This window comes from Paenibacillus sp. Soil787 (assembly GCF_001429545.1).
Classification (GTDB): Bacteria; Bacillota; Bacilli; order Paenibacillales; family NBRC-103111; genus Paenibacillus_E.
Map to the genome: position 1 here is coordinate 1 of NZ_LMSP01000011.1, position 25,267 is coordinate 25,267.

At 47.4% G+C, this 25,267-nt stretch carries 24 protein-coding genes; all 24 read left to right on the forward strand.

Annotated elements, in window-relative coordinates:
- Window positions 1–359: 359 nt before the first annotated feature.
- The 24 genes from ASG93_RS11875 (at window position 360) to ASG93_RS11995 (ending at window position 25,165) form a co-directional block, all read left to right on the forward strand.
- Window positions 360–725 (forward strand): NADH-quinone oxidoreductase subunit A, encoded by a 366-nt coding sequence (locus ASG93_RS11875; RefSeq protein WP_056832327.1) that lies wholly within the window; start codon window positions 360–362, stop codon window positions 723–725.
- On the forward strand, window positions 710–1,228 hold the full coding sequence (locus tag ASG93_RS11880) for a NuoB/complex I 20 kDa subunit family protein (protein WP_029195655.1): 519 nt from the start codon (window positions 710–712) through the stop codon (window positions 1,226–1,228). Before ASG93_RS11875 ends, ASG93_RS11880 begins: the two co-directional genes overlap by 16 nt.
- Window positions 1,225–2,232 (forward strand): NADH-quinone oxidoreductase subunit C, encoded by a 1,008-nt coding sequence (locus ASG93_RS11885; RefSeq protein ID WP_056832143.1) that lies wholly within the window; start codon window positions 1,225–1,227, stop codon window positions 2,230–2,232. The genes ASG93_RS11880 and ASG93_RS11885 overlap by 4 nt, the downstream gene beginning before the upstream one ends.
- 3 nt (window positions 2,233–2,235) lie before the next feature.
- Window positions 2,236–3,336 carry an NADH-quinone oxidoreductase subunit D gene (locus ASG93_RS11890; RefSeq protein ID WP_056832145.1) on the forward strand — a complete coding sequence of 367 codons (1,101 nt, stop codon included), beginning with the start codon at window positions 2,236–2,238 and terminating at the stop codon, window positions 3,334–3,336.
- Window positions 3,336–4,340 (forward strand): NADH-quinone oxidoreductase subunit NuoH, encoded by a 1,005-nt coding sequence (nuoH, locus tag ASG93_RS11895; RefSeq protein WP_056832147.1) that lies wholly within the window; start codon window positions 3,336–3,338, stop codon window positions 4,338–4,340. Before ASG93_RS11890 ends, nuoH begins: the two co-directional genes overlap by 1 nt.
- Window positions 4,341–4,890: 550 nt before the next feature.
- Entirely contained in the window at window positions 4,891–5,343 is a 453-nt protein-coding gene (gene nuoI, locus ASG93_RS11905; protein ID WP_029195651.1) for an NADH-quinone oxidoreductase subunit NuoI, read from the forward strand.
- Window positions 5,336–5,866: an NADH-quinone oxidoreductase subunit J gene (locus ASG93_RS11910; protein WP_056832151.1), complete on the forward strand. Its 531-nt coding sequence runs from the start codon at window positions 5,336–5,338 to the stop codon at window positions 5,864–5,866. Before nuoI ends, ASG93_RS11910 begins: the two co-directional genes overlap by 8 nt.
- Before the next feature lie 2 nt (window positions 5,867–5,868).
- The gene (gene nuoK / locus ASG93_RS11915) at window positions 5,869–6,180 is read left to right on the forward strand and encodes an NADH-quinone oxidoreductase subunit NuoK (protein WP_029195649.1); all 312 of its coding nucleotides are present in this window, start codon (window positions 5,869–5,871) and stop codon (window positions 6,178–6,180) included.
- Between the two features lie 15 nt (window positions 6,181–6,195).
- Complete coding sequence (nuoL, locus tag ASG93_RS11920; RefSeq protein ID WP_056832153.1) at window positions 6,196–8,127, forward strand: NADH-quinone oxidoreductase subunit L; 1,932 nt, start codon at window positions 6,196–6,198, stop codon at window positions 8,125–8,127.
- Window positions 8,117–9,739 (forward strand): complex I subunit 4 family protein, encoded by a 1,623-nt coding sequence (locus ASG93_RS11925; protein ID WP_056832155.1) that lies wholly within the window; start codon window positions 8,117–8,119, stop codon window positions 9,737–9,739. Before nuoL ends, ASG93_RS11925 begins: the two co-directional genes overlap by 11 nt.
- Window positions 9,740–9,743: 4 nt before the next feature.
- Window positions 9,744–11,255: an NADH-quinone oxidoreductase subunit N gene (locus tag ASG93_RS11930; RefSeq protein ID WP_056832157.1), complete on the forward strand. Its 1,512-nt coding sequence runs from the start codon at window positions 9,744–9,746 to the stop codon at window positions 11,253–11,255.
- 815 nt (window positions 11,256–12,070) lie between these two features.
- A complete protein-coding gene (locus ASG93_RS11935; protein ID WP_082614874.1) occupies window positions 12,071–14,596 on the forward strand; it encodes a S8 family peptidase in 2,526 nt (841 codons plus the stop codon).
- A 19-nt stretch (window positions 14,597–14,615) separates the two neighbouring features.
- Entirely contained in the window at window positions 14,616–14,876 is a 261-nt protein-coding gene (locus ASG93_RS11940) for a DUF1146 family protein (protein ID WP_235550826.1), read from the forward strand.
- 197 nt (window positions 14,877–15,073) lie between these two features.
- Window positions 15,074–16,393: a UDP-N-acetylglucosamine 1-carboxyvinyltransferase gene (gene murA / locus ASG93_RS11945; RefSeq protein ID WP_056832159.1), complete on the forward strand. Its 1,320-nt coding sequence runs from the start codon at window positions 15,074–15,076 to the stop codon at window positions 16,391–16,393.
- A 175-nt stretch (window positions 16,394–16,568) separates the two neighbouring features.
- A complete protein-coding gene (gene spoIID / locus ASG93_RS11950; RefSeq protein ID WP_056832161.1) occupies window positions 16,569–17,621 on the forward strand; it encodes a stage II sporulation protein D in 1,053 nt (350 codons plus the stop codon).
- A gap of 82 nt (window positions 17,622–17,703) precedes the next feature.
- Entirely contained in the window at window positions 17,704–18,438 is a 735-nt protein-coding gene (locus ASG93_RS11955; RefSeq protein WP_056832163.1) for a M23 family metallopeptidase, read from the forward strand.
- 268 nt (window positions 18,439–18,706) lie between these two features.
- Window positions 18,707–18,997 carry a sporulation transcriptional regulator SpoIIID gene (gene spoIIID / locus ASG93_RS11960; protein ID WP_029195640.1) on the forward strand — a complete coding sequence of 97 codons (291 nt, stop codon included), beginning with the start codon at window positions 18,707–18,709 and terminating at the stop codon, window positions 18,995–18,997.
- Between the two features lie 167 nt (window positions 18,998–19,164).
- The gene (locus ASG93_RS11965) at window positions 19,165–20,163 is read left to right on the forward strand and encodes a rod shape-determining protein (protein WP_029195639.1); all 999 of its coding nucleotides are present in this window, start codon (window positions 19,165–19,167) and stop codon (window positions 20,161–20,163) included.
- Window positions 20,164–20,191: 28 nt separating this feature from the next.
- On the forward strand, window positions 20,192–21,085 hold the full coding sequence (locus ASG93_RS11970) for a flagellar hook-basal body protein (RefSeq protein WP_056832165.1): 894 nt from the start codon (window positions 20,192–20,194) through the stop codon (window positions 21,083–21,085).
- Between the two features lie 24 nt (window positions 21,086–21,109).
- On the forward strand, window positions 21,110–21,985 hold the full coding sequence (locus tag ASG93_RS11975) for a flagellar hook-basal body protein (protein WP_056832167.1): 876 nt from the start codon (window positions 21,110–21,112) through the stop codon (window positions 21,983–21,985).
- 26 nt (window positions 21,986–22,011) lie between these two features.
- Complete coding sequence (locus ASG93_RS11980; RefSeq protein ID WP_056832169.1) at window positions 22,012–22,230, forward strand: DNA-directed RNA polymerase subunit beta; 219 nt, start codon at window positions 22,012–22,014, stop codon at window positions 22,228–22,230.
- A 102-nt stretch (window positions 22,231–22,332) separates the two neighbouring features.
- Window positions 22,333–22,851: a CDP-alcohol phosphatidyltransferase family protein gene (locus ASG93_RS11985; RefSeq protein ID WP_056832171.1), complete on the forward strand. Its 519-nt coding sequence runs from the start codon at window positions 22,333–22,335 to the stop codon at window positions 22,849–22,851.
- A 157-nt stretch (window positions 22,852–23,008) separates the two neighbouring features.
- Window positions 23,009–23,437: a 3-hydroxyacyl-ACP dehydratase FabZ gene (fabZ, locus tag ASG93_RS11990; RefSeq protein ID WP_029195635.1), complete on the forward strand. Its 429-nt coding sequence runs from the start codon at window positions 23,009–23,011 to the stop codon at window positions 23,435–23,437.
- Between the two features lie 24 nt (window positions 23,438–23,461).
- Window positions 23,462–25,165 (forward strand): phospho-sugar mutase, encoded by a 1,704-nt coding sequence (locus ASG93_RS11995; RefSeq protein ID WP_414858859.1) that lies wholly within the window; start codon window positions 23,462–23,464, stop codon window positions 25,163–25,165.
- Window positions 25,166–25,267 lie beyond the last annotated feature (102 nt).

The following is a 25,267-nucleotide window of genomic DNA, read 5'->3' on the forward strand; positions in this document are numbered from 1 at the left end:
CTATTAAGGGCATTGACCCGTTGCAACCCCATCGTACAGGAGACGCTCCTTTTATTTCAAAGGCCAAATATTAGCGTCTACAGGAATGTTCTTATTTGCTCCAAGGACGGTGTTTTGCTTTTCATCATCCACTGCTACTTATTAGCCTAATCGATAACTGACTAATCACTTTATTAATTGCATGACTAGATTAGGATACATTTGGGAAATCTACTCACTAGGACTGATGAAAAGTAAGGTTTGGAATTAGTCATCGACGCCCAAAAGGCTTTTTGTTATAATATTGAAGGTGAATATTACCAAAACTAGTAGCACGCAAAAGAAAAGCAAATACGAATGGAGGCGGTTACATTCACATGATGTATACAAATAACTATGTAATCGTAGCGATTTTTCTAGGGTTGGGTATTATTCTCCCTATTGTAGCGCTAACGGCTGGCAAATGGTTAAGACCGAGTAAACCTGTCGATGAGAAGTATACGACGTATGAGAGTGGTAATGAGCCTGTAGGTGAGGGACAAATCCGGTTTAACATTCGTTATTATTTATTTGCTTTGATGTTTGTCATCTTTGATGTGGAAACCGTGTTCCTGTATCCGTGGGCTGTTGCTTTTAATCAGCTTGGACTTTTTGCTTTAGTGGAAATGTGTATTTTTGTAGCCTTGCTTGCCATTGGATTAATATACGCTTGGAAGAAGAAGGTGCTGCAATGGACTTCAGTTTAGAGTCAATATCTCCCGAAGAACGGGAAGAATTAAACCGTAACGTCTTTATGACGACACTGGAGCAAGTGAAAGCTTGGGCTCGCAGTAATTCGCTTTGGCCGTTAACTTTTGGTCTGGCCTGTTGTGCCATCGAAATGATGGGGACCGGCGGATCTCATTATGATTTAGACCGTTTCGGAGTCATCTTCCGTACGTCTCCTAGACAATCTGATGTCATGATTGTGGCGGGGACAGTAACGAAGAAAATGGCTCCTTTGCTGCGCCGACTTTACGAACAAATGCCTGAACCGAAATGGGTCATTGCGATGGGGTCCTGCGCTACGGCAGGTGGACCTTATGTGAAGTCGTACTCCGTCGTTAAGGGAGTTGACCAAATTGTTCCGGTTGATGTTTATATTCCAGGTTGTCCACCGAACCCGGCTGCACTCATTTATGGGATAAACAAGCTTCAGGAGAAGATTCGCTATGAAGCGAAGACTGGGAAGCAGGTGACCAATCGATGAGTGATGAGAAGAAGCCGGAGAGTAAAGTAGATCATACACCTCCTGCTGATGATAAGAAAGTGAAAGAATCGCCGTTAGAAGAGGCGATTGCAGAAGTGGGCGAGCTTACGCCGGAGGCGCGTGCGAGTAAGACGCCGCTTAGCGCTGACGTGCAAGCGGCTGTAGATCGCGCGGCGGAGATACAAGCGGCTGATCCGGCTGCGCAGACGACGAGCGAGCCGAGCGACGCGCCTGCGGCTGAGCTTGCGGAGCGAGCTGCAAGCAGCGGCGACGCAGGCGCAGCGAAGGGGAGTGACGCGGCAGCGGAGCGCGCCGCGGCGAGAGCCGCCCGCGCAGCTAGCCGGGCGGCCGCTGAGCCGACGGGCGAGCCCGCGTCGGCTGGAGCCGAAACCCCAGCGCCTGCGGACGCTGGGGACGACGAGAAGGCGGCCAAAGCCCAGGCCGCCGCAGAAGCACGCGCTGCGCGAGCTAGCGCGCGCGCGGCGAAGCCCGAGTCGGCGGAGCCTGAAGCGCCGAAGGAGCCTTCACCGAACCAGCCGCTGCTTGATCGGCTGGTCAACATCCTGAAAGCCGACGTTGGCGAAGACGCCGTCGTCGACGCATTCATCAACGAAAGGGACGCGCATCGTCCTTACGTGGTCATTCACAGCTCGCGCTGGTCACAGGCCGCACAGACGCTCAGGGATCACGAGGAGCTGCGCTGCGATTACTTGCGCAATCTCTCGGGCGTAGACCAAGAGACGCACCTAGAGGTGGCGTATCATCTGCTTTCACTCACACACAAGAATGAGTATTGTGTGAAAGTGAAAACAGATCGAGAACAGCCAAGTATTCCTTCTGTGGCTCCAGTATGGCCTACCGCGAACTGGAATGAGCGGGAAGTGTATGACCTATTGGGTATCGATTTCCCAGGTCACCCTAACTTAGTAAGAATCATGATGCCTGACGATTGGGTCGGCCATCCCCTACGCAAAGATTACGAACCGCTTGACCCGGAGGTGTAGCTCGTGTTACGGACAGAAGAACTCCTGTTAAACGTTGGTCCTCAGCATCCTAGTACGCACGGGGTTTTCCGCGTGATTGTGAAGCTGGATGGGGAAGTTATTAAAGAAGCAATACCCGTGATGGGCTATCTACATAGAGGAACAGAGAAACTAGCTGAGAACCTTAGCTATACACAAATTATTCCTTACACGGACCGTATGGATTACGTATCGGCGATGACGACCAACTACGTGCTTGTGAATGCCGTAGAGAAAATGATGCAGCTGGAAGTACCAGAACGAGCGGAGTTTCTTCGCTTAATCGTGATGGAGCTTCAACGTATCGCCTCTCACATGGTTTGGTGGGGTACCTATTTGCTGGATATTGGCGCGATGAGCCCGTTCTTATACGCGTTCCGTGATCGAGAAATTATTATTGATCTGTTTAACGAATTATGCGGCGCTCGTTTAACTTACAACTACATGCGTGTAGGCGGGGTGAAATGGGACGCTCCTGACGGATGGATCGATAAAGTTAAGAAGTTTATTCCTTATATGTACGGGAAATTGGAAGAGTATCACACGTTAGTAACTGGGAATGAAATCTTTCTATCCCGTATCAAGGGTGTAGGCAAGTATGATGCAGAGACAGCCATTGCATATGGCCTTAGCGGCGCTAACCTAAGATGTACGGGTGTAGACTGGGATATCCGCAAAACGCAGCCGTACAGCTTGTACAGCCGCTTTCAGTTCGACGTGCCTGTTCGCAGCGGCGGTGACTGCTATGATCGCTACTTGCTGCGTATGGAGGAAGTGAAGCAATCCCTTCGTATTCTGGAGCAAGCCGTGGAACAGTTCCCGGAGCAAGGTGAAACCATGGGCAAGGTGCCTAGGGTGATACGCCCTCCAGAAGGAGAAGTGTACTCAGCTATCGAGTCTCCGCGCGGAGAAATAGGCTGCTACATTATTTCCCGAGGCAAACAAGAGCCTTTCCGTCTGAAATTCCGCAGACCTTCCTTCGTGAATCTGCAAATTTTGCCCAAGCTGCTGGTCGGTGAGTCGATGACCAACTTGATTACGATTCTAGGCGGCATCGATATTGTCGTTGGGGAGGTGGATGCCTAATGGTGAATTTATTGGAGGAGAGTCTAACTTGGACGAACTTCTTCGTTTTCCTGTTCTGGGGCATCGTTATGCTGATGTTGGTCCTAGGCTTCGTAACCTATGCGATCTACTTCGAGCGTAAGGTTATCGGCTGGATGCAGATGCGGATCGGACCGAACCGAACGGGGCCTTTCGGGCTTCTGCAAAGTGTTGCGGACGTCTTCAAGCTTCTTATTAAAGAGGATACGATTCCTAAAAAAGCGGAGCGCGAGCTTTTCATTCTGGCGCCTGTCATTACGTTTATCCCTTCGTTCACGATTATTGCTACGATTCCGTTTTCGGATCGGATGTTTAATGCGAATTTGAATGTCGGACTGCTCTTTTATGTAGCCTTAACGGGGATTTCTACAATTGGAATTATCCTCGGCGGATGGGCATCTAATAACAAATATGCGCTGCTTGGCGGGATGCGTTCCGCAGCTCAAATGATCAGTTACGAGGTACCGCTCGTCATCTCCGTTATCGGTGTCATCATGATGACGGGTAGTCTAAATCTACATACGATCGTTGATCATCAAACAGGCGGTTTCTGGCATTGGAATTTCATTCCCCAGATTCTAGGCTTTATCATTTTCGTTATAGCCGGGGTCTCGGAGCTCAATCGAACGCCATTTGACCTGCCGGAAGCGGAGTCTGAGCTTGTTGCTGGTTACCATGTGGAATACAGCGGTTTCCGCTTCGCTTTTTTCATGCTGTCGGAGTATGTTTACGTGTTCGTCATTGCTTCCCTTACTAGCTTGATTTTCCTGGGTGGATGGCACTCGCCGTTCCCATTCCTTGATTTCATTCCGGGTATTATCTGGTTCCTGTTGAAATTTTCTTCGGTTGTGTTCTTCCTATTCTGGCTGCGCGCGACGCTGCCTCGGGTACGAGTGGACCAACTCATGGGATTCGGCTGGAAAGTGCTGCTTCCACTGGCACTGGTAAATATGCTGATCACAGCGATCGTAATGACCATCATATAGGCAAAAGTAGAAAGCTTTGCTATAGGTTGAAAACATGCAGAATAGGCTTCTGTGATGATCAAGCGGAACCTGAGTACCTTATTTCCGGCAAAATGCTTGTTTCGATCCCGAAAGGGAACTACGATACGCTATTTAGACCGAAACAAGGGAAAAAGCATCCATTTCAAGCGAATAGCGGAACGACGTTCCGTTGGAGCGCTTTTTATCGAAGAAAAGGGACAAATAGCGCATCGACGTTCCTCTCGCGACAAGGATTTCTGGATACTGCCCAGATCAACCGATAAAAGCCAGTTTTTGCTCGCAGGCATGCTTTCGAAGTCAGTTTTGCTAAAGCAAAACTCAGTTAATGCTTACGATGCAAGTTTCCTATGGAAACACTAGCCCATGCTTTCGAAGTCAGTTTTGCTAAAGCAAAACTCAATTAATGCTTACGATGCAAGTTTCCTACGGAAACTCTAGCCCATGCTTTCGAAGTCAGTTTTGCTAAAGCAAAACTCAGTTAATGCTTACGATGCAAGTTTCCTTACGGAAACTCTAAGGAGGGAAACGAATGAAGGGCATAATGAAAGGTTTAGGCGTAACGTTTAAAAGTATGACACAGAAAAAAATAACGTACGCATACCCTGACGTCCCGATTAAAATGCCGGACCGCTTTCGCGGTATTCAATATTTTGATCCAGAGAAATGCATTGTGTGTAATCAATGTGCACGCGTTTGTCCGACGGAGTGTATTACCCTGACCGGTAAAGCGAACCCCGACCCCGAGAAAAAGGGGAAGGTTATCGATACATACGATATTAACTTCGAGATTTGCATTCTGTGTGATCTCTGCACCGAGGTGTGTCCGACTGAAGCTATCGTCATGACGAATAATTTTGAGCTGAGTACCTACAGTCGTGATGATCTGTTCAAAAATATGCAGTGGTTAAGCGAGAACACGCAAAATATCCGTCAAGAGAACAACTCAGCCTTGCCAAAAGGGGGGGCGAAGAAAGATGTTTAGCGGAATTGGTGATTTCCTATCTAGCGGTTCAAGCTGGGCTTTCTTCATCTTCGCCTTGCTTGCCATCGGCGGAGCCATTTTCATGATTTCTTTTACCAAAGTCGTTCATATGGTTATTGCCGTTGCGCTCACGTTTATTAGTTTGGCAGGGCTATATGTCATTCTGGAGGCTGAGTTTGTAGCTTTCGTGCAAGTGTTGATCTACGCAGGTGCGATCTCGATTCTGATGATTTTCGGCATTATGATGACGAGGCACAGGCAAGGAGAAGAAGAGGAGCCTAAGCGACCTTGGCATGAAGGCCTAGCGATTATTGGTGCTTTGGGATTGTTCGGGGTGTTATTTTATGCCATACAAAAAACAACCTTCGTCGCTTCAGGTACCCTGGATGCCGGTAAGGATAACACACTAGAAATCGGAAAGCTGCTCTATAACGAGCACGTTATTCCTTTCGAAATCATGTCGGTGCTGCTGACGGTAGCCTTCATCGGTGCCATCGTAGTCGCGAAGAGAGAGGAGGATTAGCTGTGGGCAATATTATTACTCCCTATCTCACGCTGGCGGCAATCCTGTTTTGCATCGGTTTATACGGTGCGTTAACGAAGAAGAACGGGGTTATCGTCCTGCTTTCGATTGAGCTTATGCTGAATGCGGTGAACTTGAATTTGATTGCTTTTTCGAAGCTTGGTGACCATCCGGCACTTACCGGACAGATTTTCTCGCTCTTCAACATCACCATAGCAGCAGCTGAGGCGGCTGTCGGGATCGCGATTCTAATTACCATTTACAGAAATAAAGGGACAGTAGAAGTTACGGATTTGGATTCTATGAAGCGCTAGGAGGCTAACAAGGATATGGTATCGGACTATTCACAGTACGCCTGGCTCATTCCGTTGTTTCCGCTGCTTGCTTTTCTAGCGCTTACGGCTATGGGACGTCAATTAAAAGATCTAGGTATTTACATCAGCATTTTCGCGATGCTGGCCTCATTTATCGTGGCTTTGCTGATTTTCGTTGAACGAATTGGCGGCAAAGTGGAGGATTTCACGTGGAATAAGCTGCATTGGCTGCAAGTGGGCGATTTCACGCTGAATATGGGCTTTGAGGTTAACAATTTGAACGCCTTGATGCTCGTGATTGTAACACTGGTGTCTTTGCTGGTGAACATTTATTCCAAAGGCTATATGAAAGGCGACGAGCGAATTCACGTGTTTTTTGGTTATATCGCTTTGTTCTCTTTCTCTATGCTTGGCCTTGTCATCTCGGAAAATATGCTGGAGCTTTACATCTTCTGGGAGCTCGTAGGGGTATGTTCCTTCCTGCTCGTTGGATTCTGGTATTTCAAACCAGAGGCAAAGGCTGCTGCGAAAAAGGCATTCATCGTTACCCGCATCGGGGACGTGGGCCTGTTTATTGCCATTCTGCTGCTGTACTGGTATATGCCAGGGCATGCACTTGATTTCACATCTATTCATAATGCTTTTACAACGGGCAAAATCGACCCAACCATCATCACATGGATTGCTATTCTGATCTTCATCGGAGCGATGGGTAAGTCTGGTCAATTCCCGCTGCATACGTGGCTGCCAGATGCGATGGAAGGTCCAACGCCGATAAGTGCGCTAATCCACGCAGCAACGATGGTTGCCGCTGGGGTGTATCTCGTTTCGCGAACCTTTGATATTTTCCACGCATCGCCGGATGCTTTGCTTGTGGTTGCCTATGTGGGTGGTTTCACAGCGATCTTTGCAGCCACGATTGGTATCGCTCAGAACGATATTAAACGCATTCTCGCCTACTCAACGGTGAGTCAACTCGGCTATATGATGATGGCGCTGGGGATTGGTGTCTCCTATACGTCAGGCATGTTTCATTTGTTCACGCACGCCTTCTTCAAAGCGCTGCTCTTCTTGGGCGCAGGCAGTGTGATTCACGCTGTACATACGCAAGACATTAACGAAATGGGCGGTTTATCCCGCAAAATGAAAATCACGACCTGGACATTCGCGATTGGTACGCTGGCACTGTCAGGCATTTTCCCTTTCGCAGGATTCTGGTCGAAGGATATGATCTTGACTGAAGCCTACGAGCATAACCAACTCTTGTTCTGGGTCGGTGTCATTGCTGCCTTCTTCACGGCGTTCTATATGTCACGTCTGTTCTTCCTCGTATTTATGGGATCACCTAGAGGCAAAGCAAAGACAGCTGACGACGATCACGATGATCATGGTCATGGAGCACATACCGCTCATGAACCCCATGAGTCTCCAGCAACCATGACCACACCATTGATTATTCTTGCTGTGCTTGCAGTTGTTGCGGGCTTTGTGAATACGCCGTTTAACGAATGGCTCAGTCAGTGGTTGACTGGACATGATCATGATGAGAAAGCCAATTGGACCGTTATTATTTTGTCCACACTAGCTGGTTTGCTTGGTATTGGGCTCGGTTATCTCATCTATCTCAAACGTACCATTCCGCGCGATGTGGTTTCCAGTAAAATGCCGTGGCTGTACACGCTGCTCAATCGTAAATATTTCATTGATGAAATTTATGATGGTGTCATTGTAAAACCGCTTCGCGGTTTGGGTTGGATCCTCGAACTGTTTGATGTGTATATCGTTGACGGTATTGTGCGGTTGGTCGCCTTTACTGTGGTCGGACTAGGGCGATTAGGCTCCCGTCTCCAAAATGGTCAACTACAAACCTATGGTGTCATCATGATTCTGGGGATGCTGATTCTGGTACTCGCCATCGCAGGAAGGAGGTTCATCCATGCTGGCTAGTATACCCATCCTAAGTATGATCGCCTTCTCGCCTTTGCTTGGCATTCTGGTCTTGCTCTTCATCCGTGGTGATCGAGGCCGTTTGATTAAAACAATTGGTATTGTCACGACACTGATTCCGCTTATTTTGGCGGCGTGGTTGTATGTCGATTATAACTATCAGGGTGATCCGGTTCAGTATAAAGAACAGCTGGACTGGATCAAAGTTCCGCTTAACCATGAGGGCATTCAGCAAATTACTTCGTATTTCTTCGAGTTTAAGTACTCGCTCGCGGTAGACGGCATTTCCTTGCCGCTCGTGTTTTTAACCGCACTAATCTCGTCAATGGCTGCTTTAGCTTCGGTGTATATCAAGAAACGCTGGAAAACGTACTTTATTCTGTTCTTGCTGCTGGAAACCGGCATGTTCGGAGTTTTCTTATCACAGGATCTCTTCTTGTTCTTCTTGTTCTTCGAAATTACACTGGTACCGATGTTCTTCTTGATTGGTATTTGGGGGTATATGAACCGGGAGCAAGCTGCCAACCGCTTCTTGCTTTACAATGGACTTGGCTCGGCGATCATGTTGATCGCGTTCTTAATTCTCGTTAGCACGGCTGGATTCAACCAGGTGCCTTCGCAGACGGAAGCAGTCATTTACTACAGCGGTGACATTCATACGATTGCACATAATTTGCTGCAAGATCCCGCCGCTTATGTCAATCAAGAAGGAACGCCATTCTTCCTTAGTCCGGCCATGAAGTGGACCGTATTCATTATGCTGCTGGTCGCCTTCGGCATTAAGCTGCCGATCTTCCCGTTCCATACATGGATGCTCAAAGTACATACAGAGGCTCCGCCTGCTGTCGTCATGATTCACTCGGGGATTTTGCTGAAAATGGGGGCCTACGGCCTCATCCGATTCGGCATCCTGTTCTTCCCGGGGGAAGCCAAGCAGTGGGCCTGGATGCTGGCGATGCTCGGCGTCATCAACATCGTGTACGGCGCGATTCTCGCCATGGTCCAAAAGGACTTCAAGCTCGTGCTGGCTTACTCGAGTATTAGCCACATGGGCATCGTCCTGCTCGGTCTCGCCGCGTTCAACGTGTCGGGCCTGCAGGGCGCCGTGTTCCAACTGATCTCACACGGCCTCATCTCGGCCCTGATGTTCTTGCTCGTAGGCAGCATCTACGAGCGGACCCAAACGACGCAGCTCGACCAATTAGGTGGTCTAGCTAGCTCGATACCGTTCATCAGCGGCATTCTGCTGGTCGCTGGTATGGCATCGCTCGGATTGCCGGGCTTATCCGGCTTCATCAGTGAGTTCCTCGCGTTTCTCGGACTCTTCGAAACGCACCGTGTGTACGCGATCGTCGGTACACTGGGGATTATTTTCACCGCGGTTTACGTGCTGCGCGGGGTTCTGAACATCACGTTCGGCGCTAAACAGCCGAACCTGCAGCTGCAAGGCATGCGCGACGCTAGATTAATCGAGGCGGTGCCGATGATTACATTGGTGGCGTTCATTCTCTTGCTTGGTATATACCCAAGCGTGCTGAGTCAGCCGCTACAGCAAACGATAGGCAGCTTGGATCAATTGATCCAGAGCGTAGCCGGGAAGATAGGAGGTTAGACCAGTGGAACAGATAAGACTCTATGTCGCTGATTTAGTGCATCTGCTCCCTGAGCTTTCGCTGGTTGCCACCGCGATCATCCTATCTCTCTTGGATTTGGTCCTCCCAAACAGGCTTAGTCGCTCGATAATTGGATGGCTGACGTTGGTTGGCATCGCTATTTCTGCGATATTCGTTATACTGCAGTTGAATCCAGAAGAGGCTATTGGGCTGCTCAATAATAGCTACAGAGTGGATGATTTCTCGAATCTGCTCAAATTGTTCACTTTAGTAGGTACGGGCTTCGTTGTCTTGATGAGCTTAAGCTTCATCAAAGAAGATGCCATCCCACATGTCGGGGAGTATTACTACTTCTATCTGCCCGCCGCGCTCGGCGCGATGATTATGTCATCCTCGGGTGACCTTATTACGCTGTACGTTGGGTTGGAGCTGCTCAGTATTACTTCGTACTTGCTCGTTGCTATGAAGAAGAAAGATAACAAGTCTAACGAGGGTGCCTTCAAGTATTTGGTCATGGGCGGTATTTCCTCCGCGATCATCTTGTATGGCATGTCCTTCCTATACGGAATGGTTGGTTCCAGCAATTTGTCGCAAATTGGTGCAGCACTTCCATCGCTTGTAACTGCTTACGAACCGCTGCTTTATGTAGCATTCTTCATGCTGCTGGCTGGCTTCGGCTTCAAAATCGCCGCTGCCCCGTTCCACAGCTGGGCACCGGATGTGTACCAAGGCGCACCGACGCCAGTGACGGCATTTTTGGCTGTCGTGTCCAAAGGCGCCGGCTTCGCAATCCTATTCCGCGTATTCTATGTGTTGTTTGGATTTAGCAGCTTCGAGAACAGCAGCTTTCAATCGGATGTGTTCCTTGCCATATCGGTCATGGCGGCCATTGCGATGGTAACCGGTAATTTCATTGCGCTGAAGCAAACGAATATGAAAAGGCTTTTGGCCTACTCAGGAATTGCTAATGCAGGTTACTTACTCGTTCCGATCGGAACTTACTTTTCCGGTACTCACTACGCGAACTTCTCTGAATTTATTTTCTATCTGATCGCGTACTTGTTTATGAATATCGGAGCTTTCGCTGTGCTGATGATCATAGAGCAGGCTGAAGGCCACACCGAGGGGAAAGGTTTTGCTGGTCTCTATTACAGGGCCCCGATAACCGCCGTAGCCATGGTGCTCATCGTGCTTTCATTGGCTGGCATTCCTTTATCTGGCGGGTTTTTCGGGAAGCTGTACATCATCCTAGGAACGATGCAGACCCAGCACTATTGGCTAGGGTCGCTGATGATCGCTACTAGCGTGGTATCCTTTTACTACTATTTCGGTATCGTACGCCAAATGTTTATGCGCAGCGACTACGAGCCTGCCGAGATTAAGGTGTCGATTCCGTTAGGGATAACGGTTTGGTTATGTGCCCTCATCAGCGTGGCGCTGGGCGTGGTCCCACACCTTGTGCTGAAAGGCATCGAAGCCATTTTCACCTTGACGAAGGATTTTTTGATTATGTAAGTTTATGAGTAAGCCTTTCCCTGCTTAAGTGTGGGGGAAGGCTTTTTTAACACGAGAATTTGTATGTTTTGGGCTTGAGCGAACCTTAACGAGAAGGCGCGACTTTGGGTTTGATAAACCTGCAATTGTACATTCTTTTTTTCTTTAAATAGCGCATATTCGTAAATTCCTGCAATCGTGCAGGCTTTTTCGGTCTTATTTTAATTTCGGGATGGAAAAGCTAAAAATTCCTGCATATTAGCAAGCTTTTCCACTTCTAAAATGTTTTAGCAAAAATACCTGCATTTTCGCAGTTATTTTAGGCTATTGCTCATAGTTCTCCCTGAACATTGGTGAAGCCATAGGGATTCAGCTGTAAAACGCTAAAAGCTCATTCTACACTGACGAACAATAAGTTGTCCTTTTGTACCCAACATCCATTTCTCGTTATGCAAAAGGGGTTTATATGAAAGACAAGGGCGCAGCCTGAGTTTTTTCTTTTTTACAGCACTAAAGCGTGAAGAACAGCATTTTTATTGGCATAAACCTACCTATAAACACGGTCGCTCATCATCGAAAGACCTCGATAAAGGTTTATCTCATTTTGGCTTGAGCGCTTTAGCAGCAAATTATTCCAAACGCTTCACAGCTTGTCATTTCGATGTACAATATACAGGAGAATGATTGTCCGCCATCACATACATACATGCAAAAATATTTTGCTCAAGTTCTGAACTTTCTGCGACGAAAAACCGTTATATATATCGAGAAGACGGGTAATGTGGTATAGATAGAGAAGGAAAAAAGATCATACAACAAAAAGGACTTGTGATTTCATGAAATGTACTCGACACCTTTGGCTCATTATACTCATGATGCTTGTTGGGGGACTTACAGGGATAACTAAAGTAGAAGCAGCCTACCCGGTGTCGACGGATCCTATGAGGGTGAAACAAACCTATCTGGACATGATCCACATCGATCAAGCATGGGCTGCAGCAGGAGATTCTCGGACACCCATTGTCGTAGCGGTCGTCGATACGGGCGTTGATCTTGCACATCCTGATTTAGTAGGTAGTTTGGTCGATGGTGTGAACTTGCTTCAGCCTTCGAAAAAGCCTCAAGATGATAATGGACATGGAACGAACGTAGCAGGTATCATTGCGGCCGCGTTCAATAACGATAAAGGGATTGCAGGCATAGCCCCTAATGCCAAGATTATGCCAATCAAAGCCTTGGAGGCTGACGGTACAGGCGGCGAAGCCAAGCTTGGCGAAGGCATTAAGTACGCCGTGGATCACGGTGCGAAAATAGTCGTGCTTTCCCTAGGGTTGAACAAATATTCCGAGTATATGGAAGGCATTGTGCAGTATGCAGAGGAGCGTAATGTACTGCTTGTTGCCGCTGTTGGCAATGAAAGTACGAGTGTGAAATACCCCGCAGCCTATCCAACTGTTCTAGCTGTAGGGGGCGTTAATTCGGAAAAGCATGCTGATTCTCGTTCGAACTTTGGTCCAGAGCTGAGTCTTGTGGCGCCTTGGGATGTATACACAACAGCACTGGGTGGCGGCTATCAGTATCAAGATGGAAGCTCCATGTCTGCACCCCAGGTTGCTGCAGCCGCAGCTTTGGTATGGGGCAAATACCCGAGTATGAATGTGTATCAAGTTCGTGCGCAACTCGAGCAGACGGCTGAAGACCTGGAATCAGCGGGATGGGATTCCAAAACGGGCTATGGTTTGTTAAGAGTGGATTTAGCACTGACGAAGCCCTACAAGGAGGATCGTTTTGAGCCTAACGAAAATTTGAATCAAGCTGCCGTATTGTCGATTCATGCAGCTATTAAAGCTGATCTTAGCTCGGCACAAGACCAAGATTGGTATGCCATTGATGCGGCTTATGATGGGTTTATTAATTTATGGCTGAACAGCGCAGACAGCTCGGGTATCCGAGTGCGTTTCGATTCCGGAGAAACGTTTATCGCGAATAGTACAACGGTTGGGAGTCAGCCTTTCACGGTCCCTGTGACCAAAGGTCGCACGTATGTACAGCTGCAGACAGTGGATCGTTCCCGCAAGACGGCGTTAAATTACTCGATGCGAACGGATTTTGTTATTTACAAGGATCCATTTGAGGATAATGATAAGCAGTATAAAGCATTTGCTTTACCTGATCGGAGTCAAACGATCCGAGGAACTTTTCATCAAAAAGGAGATCTGGATTGGTTTGCAATTTCGTTAGAACAATCAGGAACAATGCGAATCAGGCTATCCGCAGATACGGGGCGTATAGATCCGATGATCCTTTTTCAGAAGGAAGGGGAAAAGTCGATTACGATCGACCAAGCCGGAGATGGAGGTACCGAGGTCAGCTCTCTAATGGATCTGCTCCCTGGTCAGTATTACATTCGTGTCAGCAATGTGAAGGACTACTCTGAGCCCATTACGGGAGAGTATACGTTAGATATTGAGTACACGCCGAAGTTAATCGATCCGAATGAGCCGAATGATAAATCGTATCAAGCTACTTTTGCTGCGATGAATTCTGTGTATGAGGGTGTATTTAGTAAAAATGATGACGTTGATTGGTTCGAATTCCGTATGAGCAAAGACGGTCTCGCCCAAGTGCGTTTAACGAACATACCGACATCACGCATTTTATATGCAACGCTTTATGATAGTTCTTTGAAGGAACAAGGCTTTTATCGAAATGATTATGGTTCGGATCAATTCTTTATCGAGAAAACCCTACCAGCAGGCACTTATTATATCAAGCTTCAAGCAAACCAATGGTTTATGAGTCAAATGTATAGGCTAAAAGTAGGCAGTTACACGCTGGTGAGTGGATTTGCCGATATTGATGGGCATTGGGCAAAGGATGCCATTAGTAAGCTTACGGAGCAAGGTGTGATTAGCGGTTACGGAAACTACCGTTTTGCTCCAAATCAGCCCATTACACGTGCGGAGGCAGCAACGGTATTGACGCGAGCTTTGAAGTTGTCTAAACGCCAGGAGCTGCGTTTCAGCGATATGGATGCTTCGCATTGGGCTTACGATTACGTAGCCAAAGCGGTTCAGGCGAATATTGTTGACGGTTACCCGGATGGAACATTTGGGCCTGACCGTACGCTTACACGTATGGAGATGACACAGATGCTTGCCCGCAGCATGAATATGACAGGGAAACGACGGGGCAACTCCCCTTTTAGCGATGTGAATGATACGTATTGGGGTGTGGGGATCCTGAAACAAATGTCAGCGGATGGCTGGATAAGCGGCTATTCGGACGGCACCTTCCGGCCTGATGAGCAAGCGACACGAGCTGAATTCGTAACACTGCTCGCTAAAGTAATCAATCGGTAAAACCGAAGAGGAGTGACTTATGGCAGATACAGGTAAATGGAGTGAAGCGGCGAAATATGCTTCGATGATGAATATGGTGGATATTGCTGTCTACATCATGTGTATTGGCCTGTCGTGGTGGGCGCTGCAAGCGTTCCGCTTCGATGTCCTGCTCAAAAGGCCTAAGGCTGCTCAAGCGATTATGCTGCAAATTTTGCTTTCTATTGCCCTCGGACACTTAGTTGCGAGTTTTTTTATTCAATATTTAGGCCTTTCGATGGGCTTCGGTAAGATGTTTTAATCATATTATTCGAATAATGAACAACTTTGTTGTCAACAATGGATAATAGAACGGATCGAAAAATGAATCCTTCTCCGAACTCTATGTAGGTCAGTTGGAATACCAAAAGAACACAGTTGTAACAGTATGGGTTGAATGATAGACTTAAGAAATGTGCAAAACCTTGTAATTTAAAATAAGTGCGCGGAGGGACCATGATGAGCAAAATTATCGTCCGCGGTGGCCGAAAGTTAGCTGGCAATGTGAAAATCAACGGAGCAAAGAATGCGGTTCTACCGATTATTGCAGCTTCCATTCTGGGTTCGGAAGGTGAAAGCGTCATCCATGATGCGCCTCCCCTTGACGATGTACTAGTCATTAATAAAGTATTGCAAAGCTTAGGTATTGAAGTGGAATATAACCGTCAGGTTATTCGTGTTCGTGCTCACAACATTAACACATGTGAAGCATCTTATGATCTAGTCCGTAAAATGAGAGCCTCTTTCCTCGTGATGGGTCCTTTGTTAGCAAGGCTTGGTCAAGCGAGAATTTCGCTCCCAGGCGGCTGTGCGATTGGCACAAGGCCAATTGATCAGCATCTCAAAGGCTTTGAAGCGATGGGTGCCGATATCGAACTGGGTCAAGGGTATATCGAAGCTAAAGTGAAAGGGCGCCTGAAGGGTGCCAAAATTTATCTCGATGTAGCCAGTGTAGGCGCAACCGAGAACATCATGATGGCAGCTACGCTCGCAGAGGGTACGACTATCATTGAGAATGCTGCTAAAGAGCCGGAAATTGTCGATTTGGCGAATTACCTAAATGCCATGGGCGCGACGATTCGCGGGGCAGGAACAGGCGTTATTCGCATAGAAGGCGTAGAGAAACTTCGTGGTGTTGTACATACGGTTATTCCGGATCGCGTAGAAGCGGGTACATATATGATTGCCGCAGCTATTACGGGTAGTGAACTGTATATGGAGGGTGCTATTGGAGACCATCTCCGACCTGTTATTTCTAAAATGCAAGAAATGGGCGTTATCATCGAAGAAGATGAGAACGGTATTCGTGTCTGCGCTTCGGGGCCGCTTCGCGCGGTTGATGTGAAGACGCTGCCGTATCCGGGCTTTCCAACCGATATGCAGTCGCAAATGATGGCGCTGCTCATGGTGGCGGACGGCACGAGCCTCGTGACCGAGACTGTGTTCGAGAATCGCTTCATGCATGTCGAGGAGTTCTCGAACATGAACGCTCATATCAAGGTCGATGGGCGTACAGCTATCGTGAGCGGCAATGCCAGGCTGCAAGGTGCGAAGGTATGCGCAACAGACCTGCGGGCAGGAGCGGCCCTTATTCTAGCGGCGCTAGCTGCAGAAGGTGAAACCGAAATTACAGGCGTTCACCATATTGATCGCGGGTATGTCGATATTACTGACGTACTGCGTGAGCTAGGTGCTGATATTCAAAGATCGGTACCGCAAGAAGTGGAGCAGGAAGTTGCGGAGTTGGGTTTTTTCAACATCCAGCCGACGCTTGCTTAGGATTGAAGAGCCATTAGGGGTAACTCCTATGGCTCTTTTTAATTTCCCGTATGCTCTAGCATCCACAATCTCACGCATTTTATAAGATAGTCCATTGTTCTATTCTAGTAATCCCTCTCATAAGCTAAGTCATATCAAATACCTGCTAGTAAACGCGCTTATGGAGGCTGCTTAGATGAAGTTGAAGAAGAAACGCGTGATTAACCACAGGGTCATCCTTTGGATGGCTGTTTGCTTATCTTCCATGCTTTGTGTGACTATGATCGTTCCAGGAATGCTAGTTAAGAAGATTCCGGATGGCGGCGCGCCACTTCCCATCCAAGTTGCAAAAGACGGACTCTTCAAGGAAACAATCACCGAACAAGGCCTAATGATTCCCGTGTATCTGACCAAGAAAGCGACGATTGAGACGGTACCGCTGGAACAGTACGTGAAAGGTGTGCTCGCCGCCGAAATGCCGGTTGAATTCGAACTGGAGGCGCTCAAAGCGCAGGCTATGGCGGCTAGGACTTATGTCGTGCGAAGAGTGCTTGAGAAGGATTTCAGCAATATGCCGGTTAGCGATGCACTTGTGACAGACACAACTGCGCATCAAGCTTATATCACGGAACAAGAGCTCAAAGACAGATGGGACAAGCGTTACGAGACGAATATGGCCAAAATCGATAGAGCTGTGAATGAAACCAAAGATCTAATTCTCACTTATGAGCATAAACCTATCAACGCCACCTTTTTCTCGACAAGTAATGGATATACCGAGAACTCGGAAGACTACTGGCCGTTCAAGAGTCCTTACCTGCGCAGTGTGCCAAGCCCTTGGGATATTAAGTTATCTTCTCGCTATCAAGAAACCGTAGATCTCAGTTACAAGAGTATGCTTCAGAAGCTAGGCGTTACGAGTATAGCAACAACAGGTACAAGCGCCAGAAACATGAAAGTACTAGCGTGGTCGACCGGCCACCGGATTAAAACCATATCTATCGGCGGTAAAATATTCTCAGGTCGTGAAGTAAGAGAGAAGCTAGGACTAGCATCCTCTCAATTTACATGGACATGGTCAGGCTCCAAAATTACGATAACCACCTACGGATATGGGCATGGTGTTGGCTTAAGTCAATGGGGCGCTAATGGTATGGCGAAGGAAGGTAAAACCGCGGAGCAAATCGTAACCTACTATTACACAGGCATCTCTATCGAAAAAGCGACACCTTTTATACAAAAATCGTAATCCTTTAACGTTTCTATAAAAATATCTTTCTTCAAGTATAAAACCTTTAAATGTGTCAAGAATGGTTGATGAGGTGATAACCATGAATGATCAAAACAAAGGTTTTCAGAAAGAAGAAGCTCCTAAAACTGCACAAGGAGCACAAAGTACGACATCCACATGGAAGAGGTTGCTTGCTAAGAAGTGGGTATTCCCAGCAACGTATATGGCAGCAGCAGCAATTATCTTAACCTTAATGTGGGTGTACCAGGACGCCGGGAAGAATACAGTCAGCGAAGCAGATCTGGGCATTAAGGTTAGCAGCGACAAAGCGACAGACACTACCAAAGCACCGGACGGGGCGGTCGCGGTCAACGCACAAACCGAAACGATACAGTGGCCTGTTAAAGACAGATCACTAGTCGAAGTCTCCATCCCCTTCTATGACACGAATGCAACAAAAGAAGTGAAGCAGACGGCAATGATTCAATATAACGATCAATTGACGCCGCATACTGCTATTGACTTGAAAGCCAAAGATGACGCTGCATTCGAAGTATTAGCTGCTCTGAGCGGCAAGGTGACTGCGGTTGAGCAGAATCCGGTTGTTGGCAATCTCGTTGAAATTACACACAGCAACGGTTTGATCAGTATTTACCAAAGCTTGTCCGAGGTGAAAGTAGCCAAAGGCGCTGAAGTGAAAAAAGGCGACATCATCGCCAAAGCAGGACGCAACGAGTTCGAGAAAGAGGACGGCGTGCATCTGCACTTTGAAATCCGCCAAGTTAGTGATAATGCAGCGATTAATCCAGAAACGCTTTTAAACGCTAAGCAGTAATTCGTTTCGATGTATAGGCGGCAGCTACATAAAGTAAAGGCAGCGGGTATATCCTGCTGCTTTTTTGCATGGATATAAGGATTAGTTTTTACTTTGCTTCGCTTTAATTTTACCAAAAACGCTTGTCCGAAGGACGTCAGAATCGATTATTCTTGATTATTTTGAAAATAAATATGGGAAATGGGCTTGTCAGGCTTGGCTACGTAGAATATCTAGTCATGCCCCTCATATACTTTACCAAACTATCTCGAGTAGGGAGGCGAGGGGAGTGCACGATTACATCAAAGAGCGAACCATTAAGATTGGTACCTGTATCGTCGAGACCAAGAATACGGTTCGCACCATTGCTAAGGAATTCGGCGTTTCCAAAAGCACGGTGCACAAGGATTTGACGGAAAGACTACCGGAAATCAACCCGGACCTGGCCAATCAGGTGAAGCACATTCTAGAGTATCACAAGTCCATCAGGCACCTAAGAGGAGGAGAAGCTACGAAAATTAAGTACCGGAAAACCCGAAATCCGAAGCATTCCGAAAACCTGGTCACGGTCAAGTCCTAAATATACCCTTCATCCCGAAAGGTTTCCTTTATACTTCCCGTGTCGAATTTTCACACAAAAAGAGGAATTAATGCATTTCTAGCGAATTTAGCTTATAATTAGAACTATATACAAGAGCGCCGATTCTTCACGGGATGGACGGTAGGTTTAGGGAGGATTAACTAGAAATGTTAAGCAAGGATATTGGAATAGATCTCGGCACGGCGAATGTGCTTATTCATGTAAAAGGACGCGGCGTCGTGCTCGATGAGCCTTCCGTAGTTGCGATTGAAAGCGATACGAAACGCGTGCTGGCTGTAGGAGAAGAAGCTTTCCGCATGGTGGGTAGAACGCCAGGCAATATTATCGCGATTCGTCCATTGAAAGATGGCGTTATTGCGGACTTTGATATTACGGAAATGATGTTGAAGCATTTTATCGCGAAAGTAGGGGGCAAGAACTGGTATTCTCATCCGAGAATACTGATCTGCGCCCCTACCAACATCACCTCGGTTGAGCAGAAGGCGATCCGCGAAGCGGCTGAGCGCAGCGGTGCCCGAGAGGTATTCATGGAAGAAGAACCGAAGGCAGCAGCAATTGGTGCCGGTATGGACATCTTCCAGCCTAGCGGCAATATGGTTGTAGATATCGGCGGAGGGACGACGGATGTGGCCGTGCTATCCATGGGCGACATCGTCACCTCCTCCTCCATTAAGATTGCAGGCGACAAGTTCGATATTGCGATCACGAAATATATCAAAAATAAGTACAAGCTGCTGATTGGTGAACGGACGAGCGAAGATATCAAGCTGAAAATCGGAACGGTATATCCACACGGTAGAGATCAAGAGATGGATATTCGCGGTAGAGATATGGTATCCGGTTTACCACTGACGATCACGATTCACTCCAGTGAAGTACAAGAAGCGCTGTGGGATCCGGTTTCCTCCATCGTGACGGCCGCCAAAAGTGTATTGGAGCGAACACCTCCAGAGCTATCGGCAGACATTATTGACCGTGGTGTTATTTTGACAGGTGGCGGAGCTTTGCTGCATGGGCTCGATCAATTGCTAGCGGACGAGCTGAAAGTACCTGTATTAATTGCTGAAGATCCGATGTCCTGTGTTGTTAAAGGAACAGGCATTATGCTCGATAACTTAGACAAGGTTACCAAACGTAAATTTTAATTAAACATACTACCCAAGAGGTGAAGAGATGTTAAGAGGACTGTATACCGCGGCGGCAGGCATGATCTCCGAGCAGCGCAGACACGATACCATTACGAATAATATTGCCAACATTAATTCCCCGGGCTTTAAACAAGGCAATGCTTTGTCTCGATCGTTCCCGGAGATGCTGATATCGACGATTCGCGGTGGACAAGGTGCCTCGACAGCTCCCATTGGGAAGATGAGTTTAGGTGTATTCTCCGAGGAGAACATCTCTATTCATGCGCAAGGAGATTTGCAGGAAACGCAGAATCCCTTCGACTTTGCCCTTGTGTCCAACATCCAAGTGCCAGGTATGGCCTTTGACGCTTCGGGTAAGTTCGTGAATGCGGACGGAGAGCGTACGTTTCAGCCTCAGGCATTGTTTACGGTACTGAATGCGGCTGGCGAGCAGCGGTATTCTTTGAACGGGAAGTTCACAGTGGATGCATCAGGCCAGTTGGTGAATGCCAACGGTGATCGTGTACTGGGTCGAGATGGACAACCCCTGCTGTTGATTGACGGAGCGGGTCAGCCGATTCACTCCTTTAAGGTAACAGACAAGGGTGAGTTCCTAGATGGGGACGGCCGTCCGCTTCGGGGACCGACTGGCCAACCGGTAGGGTTGATGCTCTCACGTGTTGAGGATCCGAATCTTTTGCTGCGTGAAGGCAACGGGCTGCTGCGAATTAATCCAGGCGATGAAGCGTCGGTTACACAGGTTGCTCCAGGGGACCAGGTTGAGGTTCGTCAAGGCTTCATAGAACGCTCTAATGTGGATTCTGCGCAATCAATGGTCGATATGATGTCAGCGCTTCGCGCTTATGAAGCAAACCAAAAGGTAATCCAATCTTATGATAAAAGTATGGAAAAAGCCGCGAATGAAGTTGGGCGCGTCTAATCTAGCTGGCGAAGGGGCAGGACCATGAACAATTCCATGATTAACTCATCGGTATCCATGCATAGCTTACAGCAAAAGCTGGATATTCTCTCCAATAACATTGCGAATGTGAATACGAACGGTTTCAAGAAGAAGGAAGCCTCCTTCGAAGACGTTCTAACGAAAGTCCAATCGCAACCGGAAGGGTTCCGTCAGCAAGGACGGTTCTCACCCCTTGGGTTTAACCAAGGATGGGGCTCGAAGCTGGTCCAAATCCAGACGAATTTGACCCAAGGGCCGATTCAGTCCACGGGGAATGGGACGGACTTTGCGATTCAGGGAGACGGACTATTTGAAGTACAGACAGGCGAGCTGGATGCTAACGGTCAAAGGCAAACGGCTTGGACTCGCAACGGGGCATTCAGCTTAAGTCCTAATGCTAATGGCGGAAGCGTACTGACAACGAAAGACGGTCACTTTGTTACGGGCGTGGATGGTACAGGTGCTAACGTTAGCCCGATCCTCATACCCGCGGGCATTCGACCAGTCGTTGAAAAAAATGGGACGATTAATGGCTACAGCGAACAGGATCCTAGTGCTGCGCCAATCAATTTGGGCCGAATCAAGCTCGTTCGTGTTGTACGTCCGCAGCTTCTCCAAGATGTTGGAAATAACCTTTACGCGTTACCAAGCGGGTTAAACGACGTGGAGAAGGCCAACATCTTACAGAATGTGAACCCCCTAGTGGACAACCCAGCTAACCGTGTTAGTCTTATGCAGGGTTTTCTGGAGCAATCTAACGTTACGCTTTCGGATGAAATGACAGATCTGGTTATCGTGCAAAGAGCGCTTCAACTCAATTCCCGAGCTATTACGTCTTCGGATCAGATGATGAATATCGCTAATAATTTGCGCGCCTGATCTTAGAAAGGGAGGGATAGGGCTAGATGTCAGACAAGCCTGCTCCACCAAAGAAGAAACCAAGGCCGAAATGGCTCCTTATAATATGGCTTATTTTCAAAATCATTCGTATTCCTGTGCTATGCGTGCTAGCTGTTTTCATCGGCCTATGGGTAGGTTATACCAAGCTGGGTCATCAGCCAGCGGGGGAAATCTTTCATATGAGTACTTGGCGGCATTTATACGATCTGGTATTTGCGAATTAACTCTAACTCCCGCATGGGAGTTTTATTTTTGTGTAAGCAGCGGTATAATGAATGAAGGCTAAATGTAACAGATATGGGATACTAACGCGCAGGAGGGGTACTTTGAATATACCGAACATGCTCACTATCAGCAGGTTTGTTCTAATCCCTGTGTACCTCGTGATTTTTTTTAATGGCCATATCCAAGTTGCCTTTTTTATTTTACTGGCAGCCGGACTTACGGATATCCTAGATGGCTATATCGCAAGAACTCGCGGGCTTATCACACCCGTTGGTGTTATGCTGGATCCACTCGCTGATAAGAGCATGATGATTGCAGTGATCTTATCCCTGCTTATCTCGGGATTGATTCCTTGGCAGGCAGCTGCGGCGATGTTCATTCGTGATTTAGGTATGATTATGGGCTCTGCCTTCTTTCATTTCAGGGGCAAATTAACAGTTCCTGCCAATGTGATGGGAAAGCTAACGACGGTTCTGTACTATTTTGCGATCCTCTTCATTGTTTTTCAGTTAACCTTCGCAATTACCTATTTATGGTTTGTAATCGGGGTCTCATTCTTAACTTCCTTCATTTATATTATTCAGTTCCTTGTATTAAATCGAGGAGCCAAATTGAAATAATACGTAAAAAAGAGCCTATGTATAAGTCTGTAACACAGACCTGTACATAAGCTCCCTATATGAACCTTCACTTCTGCAGTAAATGAAGGGACATCCCTATTGTAAGTGATTACCTTGTATTTTATACAAGTATTTTGAGAGGAGTTTTTAAGCCGCTATGCTAGATATCAACCAGATTCAAGAGATCATTCCTCATCGCCCGCCCTTCCTGCTTGTTGACCGTATTTTGGAGGTTGAAGAAGGGGTTAGAGCTGTAGGTATAAAGAATGTTACGATTAATGAACCGTTCTTCGCAGGACATTTTCCTGGCTATCCGGTTATGCCCGGTGTGCTGATTGTTGAAGCTTTGGCGCAAGTAGGTGCCGTAGCTGTTCTGTCGATGCCTGAATATAAAGGTAAAATTGGTTTATTTGCGGGTGCAGATGGTATTCGCTGGCGACAACAGGTCGTACCTGGTGATACACTAACTTTAGAAATGACGATTACACGTGTAAAAGGAACCATTGTCAAAGGCCAAGCTGTGGCTAAGGTAGGCGACAAAGTGGTAGTCGAAGGCGAGCTTATGTTCGCCCTTGCTAATAAATAACCCATAGATAAAAAGGAGATGAACCTGACTACTATGACGCGTGTACAAACAGAGTATCAATTATGGTTAGAGGATCCAGCAGTGGATGCCGAAACGAAGAAAGAACTGCGTGCTATTCGGGAAGATGAGAGAGAAATTGAGGATCGCTTTTATAAAGATCTTGAATTTGGCACAGGAGGACTTCGCGGCGTGATTGGCGCTGGAACGAATCGAATCAACGTGTATACCGTTGGACGCGCAAGCCAAGGCTTGGCACAATATGTGAATGGGACAGGCGCTGCAAGTCCTTCCATTGTTCTGGCTTATGATTCACGTCATATGTCGCCCGAGTTCGCTTTAGAATCCGCTCTCGTGTTCGCAGGGAATGGAATTAAGGCTTATCTCTTTAAAACGCTGCACGCGACACCACAGCTATCATTTGCCGTGAGATACTTAGGTGCGTCCGCAGGGGTTGTCGTTACTGCTAGTCACAACCCACCTGAATATAATGGGTATAAAGTATATGGAGCAGACGGGGGACAGCTCGTTCCTGAGTTTGCGGAGCAAGTCATTGCGCAAGTACAGAGTATCGATTCCTTCGACAAAGTCAAGAAAATATCCCAGCAAGAAGCGGAAGCGCAGGGGCTGCTTTCTTGGTTAGGTGAAGAGGTTGATCAAGCGTACATCCAGGCAGTAACGGCGATTAGCCAAAATCCGGATGTGATTAAGCAGATTGAAGGCGATTTCCGCATCATCTTCACTCCTTTGCATGGAGCGGGCAATGTGCCGGTTCGCGAAGTGCTGAAAGCAGTTGGCTTTGGACAAGTACGTGTTGTAGCCGAGCAAGAGCTGCCGGATGCACAGTTCTCGACGGTTAAGTCTCCGAATCCGGAGGAGCGGGAAGCTTTCACACTCGCAATTGCACAAGCGAAAGAGTGGGATGCCGATATCATCATCGGAACCGATCCTGATGCCGATCGCATGGGTGCAGTTGTGAAGGATCCGAACGGCGAGTATGTCGTTTTGTCTGGTAATCAGTCAGGTGCTATTATTGTAAATTATTTATTATCAAGCTTGAAAGAGCGTGGAACATTACCAGCGAACGGCGTTATCGTCAAAACGATTGTTACAAGTGAAATGGGCGCAGTTATCGCGAATCATTATGGTATTACTACATTAAATACGTTGACTGGCTTTAAATATATTGGGGAGAAAATGTCCCAGTTTGAACAAAATGGCGAGTATACCTTCTTATTTGGATACGAAGAAAGCTATGGCTACTTGGCCGGGGACTATGCCCGAGATAAGGATGCCGTTATCGCAGCGATGCTCATTGCTGAAGCTGCAGCTTATTATAAGAAGCAAGGCAAGACTTTATATGAAGTCCTTCAGGAACTGTACGAATCCTTTGGCTACTTTTTGGAAAAGCTTGAATCAAGGACGCTGAAAGGGAAAGACGGCGTGGAACAAATTGGGCGCATCATGGAAGCTTGGAGAACGAATCCGCCAACGGAGATCAGTGGTACTCGTGTTAGCCAAGTGGAAGATTACGCAGAGGGCATCAATGGCCTTCCTCGTGAAAATGTGCTGAAATTTATTCTGGATGATGGTTCATGGTTCTGCTTGCGTCCTTCTGGAACGGAACCGAAAATCAAGTTTTATTTTGCGGTACAAGGATCTACAGGTCCTGCGGCCGCACAGCAACTAGATGGCATTATTCAATATGTGCTAAACCGTGTAGACGGATAATGAAATAGGAAAACTGAACCTCTTCAGAACCTAAGTCAGGGATAGATCGTCTAATGAATAGATGGAAACTAAATCCGTATTCATTGGCCTATTACCTGAAGT